General features: G+C 74.7%; 11 protein-coding genes. 6 read left to right on the top strand and 5 right to left on the bottom strand.

Annotation, left to right across the window (positions count from 1 at the left end):
• Positions 1–338: 338 nt before the first annotated feature.
• Positions 339–1,625 (top strand): hypothetical protein, encoded by a 1,287-nt coding sequence (locus ACIRS1_RS11335; protein ID WP_402838566.1) that lies wholly within the window; start codon positions 339–341, stop codon positions 1,623–1,625.
• A gap of 120 nt (positions 1,626–1,745) precedes the next feature.
• On the opposite strand, the gene ACIRS1_RS11330 is transcribed toward ACIRS1_RS11335, so the two are convergent.
• Entirely contained in the window at positions 1,746–3,653 is a 1,908-nt protein-coding gene (locus tag ACIRS1_RS11330) for a transglycosylase domain-containing protein (RefSeq protein WP_402838564.1), read from the bottom strand.
• A gap of 316 nt (positions 3,654–3,969) precedes the next feature.
• On the opposite strand from ACIRS1_RS11330, the gene ACIRS1_RS11325 reads away from it, so the two are divergent.
• Together ACIRS1_RS11325 and ACIRS1_RS11320 are read left to right on the top strand one after the other, a co-directional pair.
• The gene (locus ACIRS1_RS11325) at positions 3,970–4,635 is read left to right on the top strand and encodes a hypothetical protein (RefSeq protein ID WP_402838563.1); all 666 of its coding nucleotides are present in this window, start codon (positions 3,970–3,972) and stop codon (positions 4,633–4,635) included.
• Between the two features lie 153 nt (positions 4,636–4,788).
• Positions 4,789–5,676: a LysR family transcriptional regulator gene (locus tag ACIRS1_RS11320; protein ID WP_402838561.1), complete on the top strand. Its 888-nt coding sequence runs from the start codon at positions 4,789–4,791 to the stop codon at positions 5,674–5,676.
• A gap of 41 nt (positions 5,677–5,717) precedes the next feature.
• Here ACIRS1_RS11320 and lysA read toward each other — a convergent pair whose 3' ends face one another.
• Together lysA and ACIRS1_RS11310 are read right to left on the bottom strand one after the other, a co-directional pair.
• A complete protein-coding gene (lysA, locus tag ACIRS1_RS11315) occupies positions 5,718–7,073 on the bottom strand; it encodes a diaminopimelate decarboxylase (protein WP_402838559.1) in 1,356 nt (451 codons plus the stop codon).
• 185 nt (positions 7,074–7,258) lie between these two features.
• Complete coding sequence (locus ACIRS1_RS11310; RefSeq protein ID WP_402838557.1) at positions 7,259–7,453, bottom strand: hypothetical protein; 195 nt, start codon at positions 7,451–7,453, stop codon at positions 7,259–7,261.
• Positions 7,454–7,785: 332 nt separating this feature from the next.
• Here ACIRS1_RS11310 and ACIRS1_RS11305 point away from each other — a divergent pair, with 332 nt between their 5' ends.
• Positions 7,786–8,271: a universal stress protein gene (locus tag ACIRS1_RS11305; protein ID WP_360214876.1), complete on the top strand. Its 486-nt coding sequence runs from the start codon at positions 7,786–7,788 to the stop codon at positions 8,269–8,271.
• Between the two features lie 103 nt (positions 8,272–8,374).
• Here ACIRS1_RS11305 and ACIRS1_RS11300 read toward each other — a convergent pair whose 3' ends face one another.
• Positions 8,375–9,184 (bottom strand): FAD binding domain-containing protein, encoded by an 810-nt coding sequence (locus tag ACIRS1_RS11300; protein ID WP_387899890.1) that lies wholly within the window; start codon positions 9,182–9,184, stop codon positions 8,375–8,377.
• Between the two features lie 470 nt (positions 9,185–9,654).
• Between ACIRS1_RS11300 and ACIRS1_RS11295 the strand changes: the two genes are divergently transcribed.
• A complete protein-coding gene (locus ACIRS1_RS11295; protein ID WP_396317244.1) occupies positions 9,655–10,119 on the top strand; it encodes a hypothetical protein in 465 nt (154 codons plus the stop codon).
• On the opposite strand, the gene ACIRS1_RS11290 is transcribed toward ACIRS1_RS11295, so the two are convergent.
• A complete protein-coding gene (locus tag ACIRS1_RS11290; RefSeq protein ID WP_402838555.1) occupies positions 10,107–10,736 on the bottom strand; it encodes a hypothetical protein in 630 nt (209 codons plus the stop codon). The genes ACIRS1_RS11295 and ACIRS1_RS11290 overlap by 13 nt on opposite strands.
• 282 nt (positions 10,737–11,018) lie before the next feature.
• Between ACIRS1_RS11290 and ACIRS1_RS11285 the strand changes: the two genes are divergently transcribed.
• Positions 11,019–12,437, top strand: coding sequence for an APC family permease (locus ACIRS1_RS11285; RefSeq protein ID WP_402838553.1), 1,419 nt, complete (start codon positions 11,019–11,021; stop codon positions 12,435–12,437).
• Position 12,438: the final 1 nt, after the last annotated feature.

The raw sequence follows: 12,438 nt of genomic DNA, 5'->3' as shown, positions 1-12,438 counted from the left end.
GGGGGATGGGTGGGGCCGCGCAGGGCATCGCGGGAGCCCGGGTTCGGTTTGAACGTTCAAACACACAAAACAAACCAGAACCAAACAGGTTCGAACGAGCGGGTCACAGCAAACGCCCACCCTCCCCGCGCCGTCAAGACCCCGGCACGCGGAGGACCGGCTCCGAAACCGTTCCGTTATCCGCCCGCTCCGACCCCGGCGAATCCCCTGACAACCCGAACGAGGCCCCAGGTGATCTTCATCAGTGACAGGTCGACGTATTCGAACTACAGCTGACGCAGCGTCAAACCCACGGGGCAGGCCCTCGGGACCGCGGCGTCGGGGAAGCGGAGGACAGTGTGCGGACCGCCCGTGGCGTGGCCGCCCTCCTGGCGGTGGGGGTCCTCGCGGCCTTCTCCCTGGCCGCGGACGGCTCCGGCCCGCAGGACAGACCCGCCGAGGCAGGGGCCGCCGAGACCGCCGGGGCCGAAACCTCTGCCGCGGACGGCCCGGCCGGGGGCGCCGGGGCCGCGGCGGCCACGCCGTCCGGGCCACCCGCCCCCACACCGGCCTGGGACGGCCGGGTCAGGGTGCTCGGCGACGGCTCCACCTCCGACACCGGCCCCCAGCCCGGGCCGCTCAAGCCCGAGAAGCTGAAACCCGGCGAGAAGCCACCGCAGTTCGTGGTCTTCTCCTGGGACGGCGCCCTGGAGGGCGACGACCACCTGTTCTCCCGCTTCCGCAGGCTCGGCGCGGAGAACAACGCCCGGATGACCTTCTTCCTCAGCGGCATCTACACCCTGCCGAAGGCCAAGCGCACCCTGTACCACCCGCCGCGGCACGACCCCGGCACCGCCTCCATCGACTTCGCCACCGACGGCCACATCAAGGACACCCTGGAGCAACTGCGCCTCGCCTGGCAGGAGGGCAACGAGATCGGCACCCACTTCAACGGGCACTTCTGCAACGCCAAGGGCGGAAAGGACTGGACCACCGAGGAGTGGCGGAGCGAGCTCGACCAGGCCGTCTCCTTCGTCACCCACTGGAAGACCAACACCGGCCTCAAGAACCTCCCGCCGCTGCCCTTCGACTACACCAAGGAGCTCGTCGGCGGCCGGGCCCCCTGCCTGGAGGGTCAGCAGGCGCTGCTCCCGGCCGAGAAGGCCGTGGGTTTCCGGTACGACGCCAGCTCACCGGGCGAGTTCCAGGTCTGGCCCGGAAAGAAGGAGGGCCTCTGGAACTTCCCGCTCCAGCTGCTGCCCTACCCGGGCCGGTCGACCCAGGGCCTCTCGATGGACTTCAACTTCCTCGCCGGCCAGTCCGGGAACACCTCCGAGGGCGACCCCAGGAAGTACGCCGCCTGGGAGAAGGAGACCAGGGACAGCTACCTCAGCGGCTTCGAACGGGTCTACAACGGCAGCCGGGCCCCGTTCTTCATCGGGAACCACTTCGAGACCTGGAACGGCGGCATCTACATGCAGGCCGTCGAGGACGTGATGAGGAGCGTCTGCAGGCGCGACGGCGTCCGCTGCGTCTCCTTCCGCGAGGTCGCCGACTGGCTGGACGCCCAGGACCCCAAGGTGCTCGACAAGCTGCGCCGGCTGGACCCGGGGCAGCCCGGGGACTGGTCGCGGCCGACCCGCTGACCCCGCTGTGGTGGCCGTGGTGCCGGCGCCACGGCCACCGCGGCCACCACGGCCCGCGACGGGCCCGCGACGGCGGGGGCGCCACCGGACCGCCGCCCGCCGCGGCCGGTCACCACCGCCCTACCGGCCGCCGGTCGCCCTGGTGTACGAGGTCCAGATCCGGCCCGGCAGCACGGAGTCCGGGGTGTCCGGGGCGGCACCGCCCACCCCCTCCAGGGAGAGCAGCTTCATGTCCTTCAGGTCCGCCCGGAAGACCGTCACCGCCGTGGACGTCCGCCCGTCGTAACCGACCCACCACCCGGCGGTGCGGTCCGGCGTGGTGCCGGGCTTCCCGGCCAGGTCGGGCCCGGCCTCCGCCGCCGAGCGGGCGCTCCCGGTGCGCACCGCGCCCTTGAGCGCCGCGTCCACCTCCCCCGCGGCGGCCGCGGGCAGCGCCCGCACCGGCGCCGGCAGGCGCAGCGCGAGCGGTTCGCCGTTGCGGGTGATCCGCAGCACCGAGTACGGGTCCGTCCGGCTGCCGCCCCCGGCGAAGGCGGTGTAGGCGCCCGCGGTCCGGATCGCGCTCGGGGTGGAGTTCCCGGCCGCGAAGGCCGGCACCAGGTCCCCCATGCTGCCCGGCAGCAGGCCCAGGTCCACGGCGGTGCGCTGCACCTGCTCCAGGCCGACGTCCATCCCGAGCTGCACCAGCGGCCCGTCGACGGACTGCTCCACCGCGCTCCTGAGGGTCACCGTGCCCCAGTCCCGGCCGCCCTCGTTCACGGTCCTCACGATCTTGCCGTCGCTGCCCCAGTACGGCCCCTCCGGGGTCATCACCTTGACGCCGTTGTCGCCGTCGTAGGTCGTCGTGGGCAGCACCGGGGTGCGGGCGCCGCCCCGGCGGCGCTGCACGCCCTGGCTGAGCCCCGCCGCGTACACCAGCGGCGTGAAGGCCGAACCCACCGGCACCGTCGTGGCGTTGGCGTTGTCGAAGCCCTGCTTGAGGTAGTCGGGGCCGCCGTACAGCGCGACCATCCTCCCATCCAGGGCCACCGAGGCGGCACCGACCCGCAGCAGCCGGTCGGCCTCCCGGCGGCCGGGGTCGACGCCGCTGGTGGCGTCCTGCACGGCCGCGGCCAGGGCGTCGACCCGCGGCCTCTCGAAGGTGGTGAAGACCTGGTGGCCGCCGAGGTCGAACTGGGCCGCGGTGATGTCGGCGTGGCTCTCCGCGTAGCTCCTGGCCATGTCCACCAGGTAGCCGATCTGGCCGCTCAGCCCCGCCGCCCTCGGCTGCGGCCTCGGCTCGGGGAAGACCGTGTACCGGGCGCGTTCGGCGGCGGAGAGCCGGCCGACCTCGACCATCCGGTCCAGGATCCAGGACCACCGGTCCTCGGCCCGGCGGCGGTTGTCCGCGCCGATCGCCGGGTCGAACTGCCCGGCCCCGTTCAGCACGGCGGCCAGGAACGCCCCCTCGCTCGGATCGAGCTCCGAGACGTCCTTGCCGTAGTACGCGGCCGCGGCCCGCTCGATTCCGTAACTGCCGCGCCCGAACCAGCTGGTGTTCAGGTACCCGGCCAGGATGTCCTGCTTGCTCATCCGGTGGTCCAGCTTGATCGCGATGACCATCTCGCGCGCCTTGCGGGACACGTCCTGGCGCTGGTTCAGGTAGATGTTCTTGACGTACTGCTGGGTGATCGTCGAGCCGCCCTGGGTGTCGCCGCCCGAGACCATCTGCACGACCGCGCGGCCGATGCCGGTGAGCGAGATCCCCGGATCCTCGTAGAAGGTCTCGTTCTCGGCCGCCAGCACGGCCCACTGCACCGGCTCCGGCACCCGGTCCAGCGGCACCTCCTGCCGGTTGATCTGGCCCACCCGCGCCATCTCGGTGCCGTCCGCCCAGTAGTAGACGTTGTTCTGCTGGGTCGCGAAGGAGTTCAGGTCCTCCGGGACGGCCGTCCGGACGAAGAACCAGGCCACCAGCCCGACCGGCGCCGCCGCCGCGGCCCCCGACACCAGGAGCAGCAGCCGCCAGGACGGCAGCCAGCGGCGCACCCCGCGCCGTCCGCGGCGCGGGTAGTCGATCCACCGACGCCGCCCGGACGTCCCGTCCCCGCCAGCCCGATCAGCACGCACAATCCCGCCTCCGACTCACTCGTGGGCATACAGACCCCCCGCAGGGACAGATGCGGTGGGGGCCCGTGCAGGGCAGCCGGGATTCGGTGTGATCATGGTCATACCGAGCGGGGCCGCCGGCCGCCGCACCGGTGCGCGCCCACCGGACAGGCCGAGGGCGGGCCGTCCCGCTCAGGGAGCTCGAGCACACCGCGGGGGTCGAGCACCCTCGCCGCAGCAGCACACCGGAGAAGCCGTGAAACTGTCCGTCGCCGTCCACCGGGCCCGCCTGGGAGCCGACGAGTTCCGGGTCGTCCGGCCCGCCCGGCCGCCGGCCCGCGCCCTGCTCGTCGACCACGACCGGTACCTGGGCGCGTACCTCGACCACACCGCCGCCCTGACCGTCGCCGGACTGTGGCTGCTCGCCGCCCGCTCACCGCGCTCGCTGATCCACCTGCCGCTGCGGGCCAACCGCCCGCCGGCCGGGGCGGAACCGGACGGCGCCGGCCGGTACCTCGACCTGGTCCTCCTGCACCACTCGCTGCGGTTCGCCCCCGCGCGCTGGAAGCAGCTGCGCGGCCGCCTCGGCCCCGGCCGCCCCGGGACCGCGGACCTGCCCGAGGCGGACCACGACGCCGGCACGGAGCCCGACTTCGCGGCCCGGCACCACCGGGAGAACCGCGACCTGTTCCACCAGCACCTCCACGCCGAGACGCTGTTCATGACCGGCAGCGCCAAGGTCTTCCGGGAGACGGCACGGCACTTCCTCGACGTCGCCCGCGAGGGCCCGGTCCACGCACCGCTCCACCCCGGACGCCCGCACTACTGCACGGAACTGCACACCAACGACGGCGTCCTCGGCAACGCCCGCGAGATCCACATCGAGTACTGCGACGCCTGGGACGCCCCGGGCGAGGCCTGAACGGCCGGCCGGGGACCCGACCACGCCGGCTTCCCCCGTGGAGCAGCTGTTCTGACCCCTCGACAGCGGGCCGGGCAGGAGAAACGATCACCGTATACTTCTGCGGCCCCGGCGGCCGCCGGGCCGGCGGGAGGGGACACCGGGAGGGGCGTCATGGAGCTTCGGGAGATCGAGATCTTCCTGACGCTGGCCGAGGAACTGCACTTCGGCCGGACCGCGGAACGGGTCCGGCTCTCCCAGGCCCGGGTCAGCCAGGCCATCAGGACGCAGGAGCGGCGCATCGGCGCCCCCCTGTTCGAGCGCACCAGCCGCACCGTGCGCCTGACCGCCGTCGGCCGCCAGCTGCGCGACGACCTGCAACCGGTCTACGCGGGCCTGCACGCGTCCCTGGACCGCGCCCGGCTGGCCGCGCGCGGCGCCACCGGCCGGCTCCGCGTCGGCATGATGCCGTTCAACGTCGTCGACCTGCACGGCTACTGGAAGGAGTTCCGCCGGCGGCACCCGCAGTGGGAGCTGGAGATCCGCCAGCTGGTGTACCTCGATCCGTTCGGCCGGCTCCGGGACGGCGACCTGGACGTCCTCGTGGTCTGGCTGCCCGTGGAGGAACCGGACTTCACCGTCGGCCCGGTCCTGCTGACGGACCCCCGGATCCTCGCCGTGTCCGCCGACCACGAGCTCGCCGACCGGACCACCGCGCGGCTGGACATGTTCGCCGACTTCCAGCACGCCATGCCGCCCGCGATGCCGGACTACTGGGAGGACGGCTACCTGCCCTTCCACACCTCCCGGGGCCGGGCGATCGAGCGCGGCGAACCGGTGACCAACGCGGAGGAGCTGATCAACCGGGTCGGCATGGGCGAGATCGTCCACGGCTTCCCCAGCCACGTCACCCGGCACTGGGGCATGCCGAACATCCGCTGGATACCCGTCCCCGACCTGGCGACCCTCTCCTACGCGCTGGTCTGGCGGACCGCGTCGGAGAACGAGGCCATCCGCGCGCTCGCCGACACCGTCCGCGACCTCGGCACGCACCGCTTCTGACGATCCGTCAACGACTGCCCCCGGGTCGCCGGGGCCGCGGGTCAGCGGCCGACCTCCCGGGCGCGGAAGTCCTCCACGGTCTCGCGGCGGATCAGCAGCCGCGCCCGGCCGTCCTTCACCGCCGCCACCGCCGGGCGGCCCACCAGGTTGTAGCCGGAGGCCATGGACAGCTGGTACGCGCCCGCCGCGGGCACCGCCAGCAGGTCCCCCGGCCGCAGGTCGGCGGGCAGGACGGCGTCCCGCACCAGCACGTCGCCGGCCTCGCAGTGCCGGCCCACCACGTCCACCCGGGCCTCCCCGGCCGTCGACCGCCGCCCCACCAGCCGCACGCTGTACGGCGATCCGTACAGCGCCGGGCGCGGATTGTCGCTCATGCCGCCGTCCACCGCCGCGAAGCAGCGGCCGTCCGCCGTGTGCTTCACCGACAGCACCCGGTAGACCGCCACCGCGGCCGGCCCGACCAGTGCCCGGCCCGGCTCGACGACCAGGCGCGGCGCCGCCAGGCCGGCCCCGGCGCAGCGCAGCGCCAGCCGCTCCGTCACCCGGGCGGCGAAGTCCGCGACGTCCAGTTCCGCGTCACCGGGCAGGTAGCGGATGCCGTGGCCGCCGCCGAGGTCCAGCTCGGGCAGGACGACGCCGTGCCGCTCCCGCACCTCGGCGAGCAGCCGCACCAGGGCGTCCACCGCCTCCAGGTAGGGCTCCACCGCGGTGATCTGCGAGCCCAGGTGACAGTGCAGCCCGACCAGTTCGAGCCCGGGCTGGTCCAGGACCCGGGCGATCGCCCCGGCCGCGTCGCCGCCGTCCACCGGGAAGCCGAACTTCTGCCCGCCGACGCCCGTCCGCACCGCCGGGTGGTGCCCGGCCGCGATCCCGGGCACCACCCGGACCAGCACGCGCTGCGGGGCGTCGGCGGCGACAAGCGCCGCCAGCCGGGCGATCTCGGCCGGTCCGTCGATGACGATCCGGCCGACCCTCAGCCGCCGCGCCAGCCGCAGCTCCTCCGGCGACTTGGCGTTGCCGTGCAGCAGGATCCGCTGCGGGGGGAAGCCGGCCGAGGCGGCCAGCCAGAGCTCGCCGGAGGAGCACACGTCGAGGCCCAGGCCCTCCTCGGCGACCCAGTCGGCCATCGCGCTGCACAGGAAGGCCTTCGCCGCGTACAGCACCTCGGCGTGCGGCAGCGCCCGGCGGTAGGCCCGGGCCCGGGAACGGACCTCGGCCTCGTCCAGCACGTACAGCGGGGTGCCGAACCGCTCGGCGGCCTCGGCCAGTCCGACTCCGCCGACCAGCACCTCGCCGCCCGGGCCGGACCGCGCCGAGGCCGGCCAGGGGCCGCCGAGGGCCTCGGCGGCCGTCGCGGGGGCGGGGGTGGGGACGGCCGGGGTGCTGAGCTCGGTCATGACGGCTGCTCCTGTGGGTGTGGTGCCGGTGGCGCGCGGTCGGGTCGGTGCTCGGGGCTGTCCTCGACGGGCGTCGACGGTGCTGACCGGTCCCACCTGGTCCCACCTCGTCCCGCCTGGTCCCGCCTGGTCCCGCCTGGTCCCGCCTGGCGCGGACGGTGCCGGTCGGTCCTCGACGGTGCCGGTCAGTCCTCGACGTGCATGGCGAACCGGCAGTGCGCCGGCCGGGTGCGGTCGTGGCCGCCCTCCGGCCCGACGCCCGGCGCGGGGGACGGCTCGGGCGGCTCGGGCCGGTCCCGGCGGCCGGTGACGGGCAGCAGGCGGACGGGGCGCCCCAGCGGCGCGTCGGTCTCGGCGGCGGTGGTGGTCGCGGTGGTCATGTGCGGTCCCTTCGGATGGCGGCCGTGCGGCCGGGCTCCTCCAGTGGAGTCCCTCCGCGCACCGGCCGCACCCGTCCTTGACGCAGGGCCTACGCCCGGGCCGCCGACCTTGACGCCGCCCTGACACCGGCCGGGTCGGGACGGGACGGACCGGCACCGCCCGTGCCGCGGGCCGCCCGGGCGTGTGCGAGCCCCGTCGTCAGCAGTCCGTCAGGAGGTGTGCGGCGGGCGTCATGGTGGTGTCAACAGCGGTACGGACGGGCGGGTTCCGGGGTTCACTGGAGTCATCCGAAACGGGGAGTGCGGCACCGGACAGACGGAGGCGAACGGCCATGACCGGGACCACCCGAGTGATCGTCGGCCTGAACGGGTCACTGAGCAGCCTGGCCGCCCTCTACCACGCCGTCGGGGAGGCGGCCCGCGCGCGGGCGCTGCTGGTGCCCGTCGCCGCGTGGACGGCGGGCGAGCGGGGCGACCTCCGGGGGCGCGACGAGCTGGAGCACGCCGCGCGGCGGCGGCTGGACGTGGCCTTCGAGCAGGCCTACGGCGGCTACCCGTCCGGGGTGGTCGTCCACCCTCTGGTGGTCGACGCCGAGCCGGGGCCCGCGCTGGTCGGCGCCGTCACCGGGGCGGACGACCTGCTCGTCCTCGGCGCCGCCACCCGCCGCCGCCTGGAGCGCCTGCGGCACGGCTCGGTGGCCCGGTACTGCCGGCACCGCGCGGGCTGCCGGGTCGTCGAGGTGGCGCCGTCCGCGCTGCTGACCCGGCTCGAGCTCCCGGCCCGCAACGGCGCGCCGCTCCCGCTGCCGGCCCGCTGACACCCGAGCACGCCCGCTGCGCGCGGACGGGTGGGAGTCCTGCCCGTCCGCGCGCCGTGCGGGTCTCGGCCCGGGCCGGCCGGGCCGGGGCCGCAGTGAACTCCTAGGCCAGTTCGGCGCGGATCTGCTCCGCGAAGCGGAAGGTCATGTGGCGCCGCCAGGCGGGCAGCCCGTGGATGTCGTCGAAGTACTCCTCCGCCCGGATGCCGTCGCGGACGGCCTCCTCGACGGCCGCGGCGTTGGGCCGGGGCGGGAACCAGAGCCGGATCGGGCGCACGGTGGAGGCGGTCACGGTGATGGTCAGCGAGCCGTCCACCGGGTCGACGGTGCCGATCAGCAGGGCGCCGGACCGCCCCAGCCCGTAGAGCGAGGCCTGCCGGAACGCCGTCCGGCTCTCCAGTGCGCGGGCGGGCAGCGTGATCGAGCGCAGCAGCTCGCCCGGCCGCAGGTCCTTGACGCCGGCTCCGGTGACGAACTCGGCCACCGGGACGCTGCGTTGCTCGCCGGACGGGGCCCGCAGCAGGCAGCGCCCGTCCAGGGCGGCGGTCAGCGAGATCATCGGCCCGGCGGGCAGCCCGTTGCAGAGGTTGCCGCCGACGGTGGCCATGTTCCAGATCTTCCAGGAGGCGAGGAACGCCCGGCAGCACTGCTCGAACAGCGGCGCGGCCGGCCGGTCCAGCGTCTCGGCGAAGCGGGACAATTGGGCGATCGTGCAGGTCGCGGCGATCTCCAGGCCGCCCTCGGGGGTGGGGGTGAGCGGCTCCCAGCCCGTCCGGCCGAGGTCGATCAGCCGGCGGATGTGCGGCTGCGGCTCGGAGAACAGGTAGGTGCCGCCGCCGAGCCAGGCGTCGCCGGGCCGCCAGGTGCCGCCGCGGCGGGCGTCACGCACCTCCGCCACCGTGTTCAGATCCATGTCGCTGCACCGTCCCCGGCCGGTCGATTTCCTTCGGTAGGCCGATTGAAGCCGGGCCGGCCCGCCGGCACGAGTGGGCACCCGCACCAGTCGCGCCCGTCGCGACCTGGTCGATCGTCCAGCGGGCCGGTCCGACCGGGCTCGAACTTCGACAGCCGTGTCGAAGTTCGCCGACGGGCCGGGCTATGCTGTCCGGAGCTTGGGAGGAAGCACCCGCCCCGTCGACGAACGCGCCCGCGCGGCGCGCCCGACCGGAAGGAGGCGAGACGCATGGACACCAGCAGTCCGGGCCGCCGGCACCCCCGACCCCGCTCCGGAAGCCCCGAGTCCGCCTCTCCCAGACGGTGAACCGGCCCTCCGCGCAACCAGCCTGACGCCACGTCACATCCAGGACCCCGCGGGCTCCGCCACGCCGCCCACGGCCGCCCTCACCCCACCCCGGTCCGCACAGCCGCGGAATGAGGCACCCCATGACGACGTCCCGGCCCTACCCGCGCCCCGGCGAGGCCGCGGTCCTGCTCACCGTCCTCGCCCTGCTCGTCGCCGAGGAGCTCGCCCTCGGCCTCGCCGAGGAGGAGGACCGCCCCGTCATCCACGCCATCCTGATCGGCGCCTCCGGCTCCGGCCTGCTCGCCGTCGGCGCCGTCCTGCTCGGCCGCTGGCTCGACGCCCGCCGGCCGCTCCCGCTCCCGCCGCCCGGCCCCAACGGCCGCGAGTACAGCGCCGAGGCGCTGCACGACTTCCCGATGGACGCCGTCCGGCCCCTCCTGCTCTGCCCGCACGCGCCCCAGCTGGGCCAGCTGTACTCGGCCTGGATGCTCGCCCGGACCGGCCGCAGCGCCCCCTGGATCGCCCGCCGGCTCGCCGTCCCGCTGGACGCCGCCCACCTGCTGGTCGACACCGCCCGGGGCCGCGGGCCCGGTCAGCGCCGCTGACCGGGCGCCCCCGCGTTCACCTGCGCGAGCAGGAACGGCGCCAGCCCGCGCTCCGCCAGCGCGGCCCGCCAGGCGTCCCGCGCCGAGGCCAACTCGCCCACGGCGCCGGGCTCCTGGCCGGCGTCGCCCGCACCGGAGCGCGAGGCCGCCCCCAGCAGGCCGAACCCGCCCACCGCCAGCGCCACCGCCGCCACCCCGGCCGCGACCCACCCGGCGCCCACCAGCGCATGCCCCAGCACCTCCACGTCCTCGTCGAGCCCCAGGACGTACCCGAGCAGCAGCAGGACCCCGGCGGCCGCCCCGGCCACCACCGGCACGATCACCGCCAGCACCCCCCACCACCCGGCGACCCGCCCCCGTTCCGGGCCGTCCACCGGGAGCCGCGCCACCGCATCGGCGTCCGCGCGCAGCGCCGCGTACCGCTCGTACTCCGGGGCCGCGGCCGCCAGGACGAACTCCGCGTTCTCCCGGGCGCTGCGCCGCAGCCGCTCGACCCCGCCCGCCTCGCCGCCCGCCGCCTGCAGGGCCGCCCGCACCTGCGGCCCCGCGAGCACCCGGCCCAGCACCGTCTCGAAGTCGGCCCGGTCCTGCTGCGGCAGTCGAAGCGGCCTGTCCATGCGCGTCCCCGTTCCCTCTCCAGCTTGTTCTACAGCACTGTAGAACAAGCTGGCGCCCGACAGCAGCCCTGCTCACCCGCCCACCCCCGGAGCCCGGCGCCCGGAATCAGGCCCGGCACCCCGGGCCGGGGGTGCTTATGACAACGGCATTGACGTGTGTGCGCGGCCCCGGTTTCATGACCGCACCCCCCGCACACCCCCCACGACCAAGGCGGTGATCCGTTGGCATCGACGGTGAACGACGAGAGTGCCGGTCCGAGAGCGGACGCGAGCCGTGTCGAGATGCGCAAGTCCATCGGGCTGCTGGACGGGGCGGCGATCGCCGCCTCCAGTACGGCGGCCACCAGCAGCATCGGCATCGGCCTCGGGCTGATGGCCGGCGTGGTCGGTCTGCACCTGCCGGCGATCATGCTGCTGGCCTTCCTGCCGGTGCTGGCCATCGCCGGCGGCTACGGGCGGCTGAACGCCGTCGACCCGGACGCCGGGAGCAGCTACCGCTGGGTGGGCCGCACGCTCAGCCCCTGGCTCGGCTTCCTCACCGGCTGGGTGAACACCGTCGGCACGATCGTCTTCATGGCGTACACCACGACCGTCACCGGCTCCGCCGTCATCCAGCTGCTCGACGAGGCGCACCTGCGCAGCGTCGCCGGGCTGCGGCTGGACGCGGACTCCACCGTGCAGTGCACCCTGCTCGGCCTGGTCGTGCTGGTCGGGGCGGCGCTGGTGGCCGTGCGCGGGCTGGACCTCGCCGCCCGCCTGCAGAAGGCGCTGCTGGTCTTCGAGTACGTGGTGCTGATCGGCTTCTGCGGGTACGGGCTGTTCGCCGGTGACCAGCCGTTCTCTCTGCAGTGGTTCAACCCGTTCGACATCCCGTCCTTCGACGCGCTCGCCCAGGGCATGGTGCTCGCGGTGTTCTGCTACTGGGGCTTCGAGTCGGTGTTCAGCGTCGGCGAGGAGGTGCGCGACCCCCGGGACGCCTCGCGCGGCGGAATGGTCGCCCTGGTGGTGATGATGCTGCTGTTCCTGCTCGCCGGAACGGCCTTCCAACGGGTCCTCCCCCTGGGAGAGTTGGCCGACAACGGCGCGCACGGGCTGACGTACTTCGGCGCCGCGCTGGCCCGCCAGCCGCTCGCCGCGCTGCCACTGATCGCCCTGATGTTCTCCGCCGTCGCCTCGCTGCAGTCCTCGGTGATCCCCACCGCCCGCGGGATGTACGCGATGGGCCGCGACGGCATGCTCGGCCCGGTCTGGACCCGGCTGCACCCGCGGCACGCCACCCCGGCCGTCGGCACCCTGCTGATCACCGGCGTCGCCGCGCTCCTGGCCGTGGCCTCGCTGGTCATCCCGACCGTCAACGACCTGATCTCCGCCGCCGTCAACGCGATCGGCATCGTCGTCGCCCTCTACTACGCGCTGACCGCCGTGGCCGCGGCCGTCCGGTTCCGCCACCTGCTGCGGGCCGGCGTGGGCGAGGCGCTGCGGGCGGTGGTCGGTCCGCTGCTGGGCGCTGCGGCGCTGCTCGCCGTCGGCGGCTACCTCGCCTGGTCGTTCTACGACTCCGCCGACCACTTCGAACTGGCCGCCGACAACGGGTGGTTCGAGCTGACGGTGACGGCGTTGATGGTCGTCACCGGGCTGCCGGCCGCGGCCTGGGCCCGCTGGCGGCGCCGCTCGCCGTACTTCCTGCGCGACGCGGGCTGAC

The organism is Kitasatospora sp. NPDC101176, from assembly GCF_044768035.1.
GTDB lineage: Bacteria > Actinomycetota > Actinomycetes > Streptomycetales > Streptomycetaceae > Kitasatospora.
The sequence above is the reverse complement of the archived record's forward strand: the minus strand, read 5'-3'. Positions and strand labels throughout refer to the sequence as shown.

What these genes read in the sequence shown, in the direction of transcription:
- ACIRS1_RS11320 (WP_402838561.1), top strand. Translation starts at nt 4,789, where the DNA reads ATGGAGCTTCGGGAGATCGAGATCTTCCTGACGCTGGCCGAGGAACTG.
- ACIRS1_RS11285 (WP_402838553.1), top strand. Translation starts at nt 11,019, where the DNA reads ATGCGCAAGTCCATCGGGCTGCTGGACGGGGCGGCGATCGCCGCCTCC.
- ACIRS1_RS11310 (WP_402838557.1), bottom strand. Translation starts at nt 7,453, where the DNA reads ATGACCACCGCGACCACCACCGCCGCCGAGACCGACGCGCCGCTGGGG.
- ACIRS1_RS11300 (WP_387899890.1), bottom strand. Translation starts at nt 9,184, where the DNA reads ATGGATCTGAACACGGTGGCGGAGGTGCGTGACGCCCGCCGCGGCGGC.
- ACIRS1_RS11290 (WP_402838555.1), bottom strand. Translation starts at nt 10,736, where the DNA reads ATGGACAGGCCGCTTCGACTGCCGCAGCAGGACCGGGCCGACTTCGAG.
- lysA (WP_402838559.1), bottom strand. Translation starts at nt 7,073, where the DNA reads ATGACCGAGCTCAGCACCCCGGCCGTCCCCACCCCCGCCCCCGCGACG.
- ACIRS1_RS11295 (WP_396317244.1), top strand. Translation starts at nt 9,655, where the DNA reads ATGACGACGTCCCGGCCCTACCCGCGCCCCGGCGAGGCCGCGGTCCTG.
- ACIRS1_RS11305 (WP_360214876.1), top strand. Translation starts at nt 7,786, where the DNA reads ATGACCGGGACCACCCGAGTGATCGTCGGCCTGAACGGGTCACTGAGC.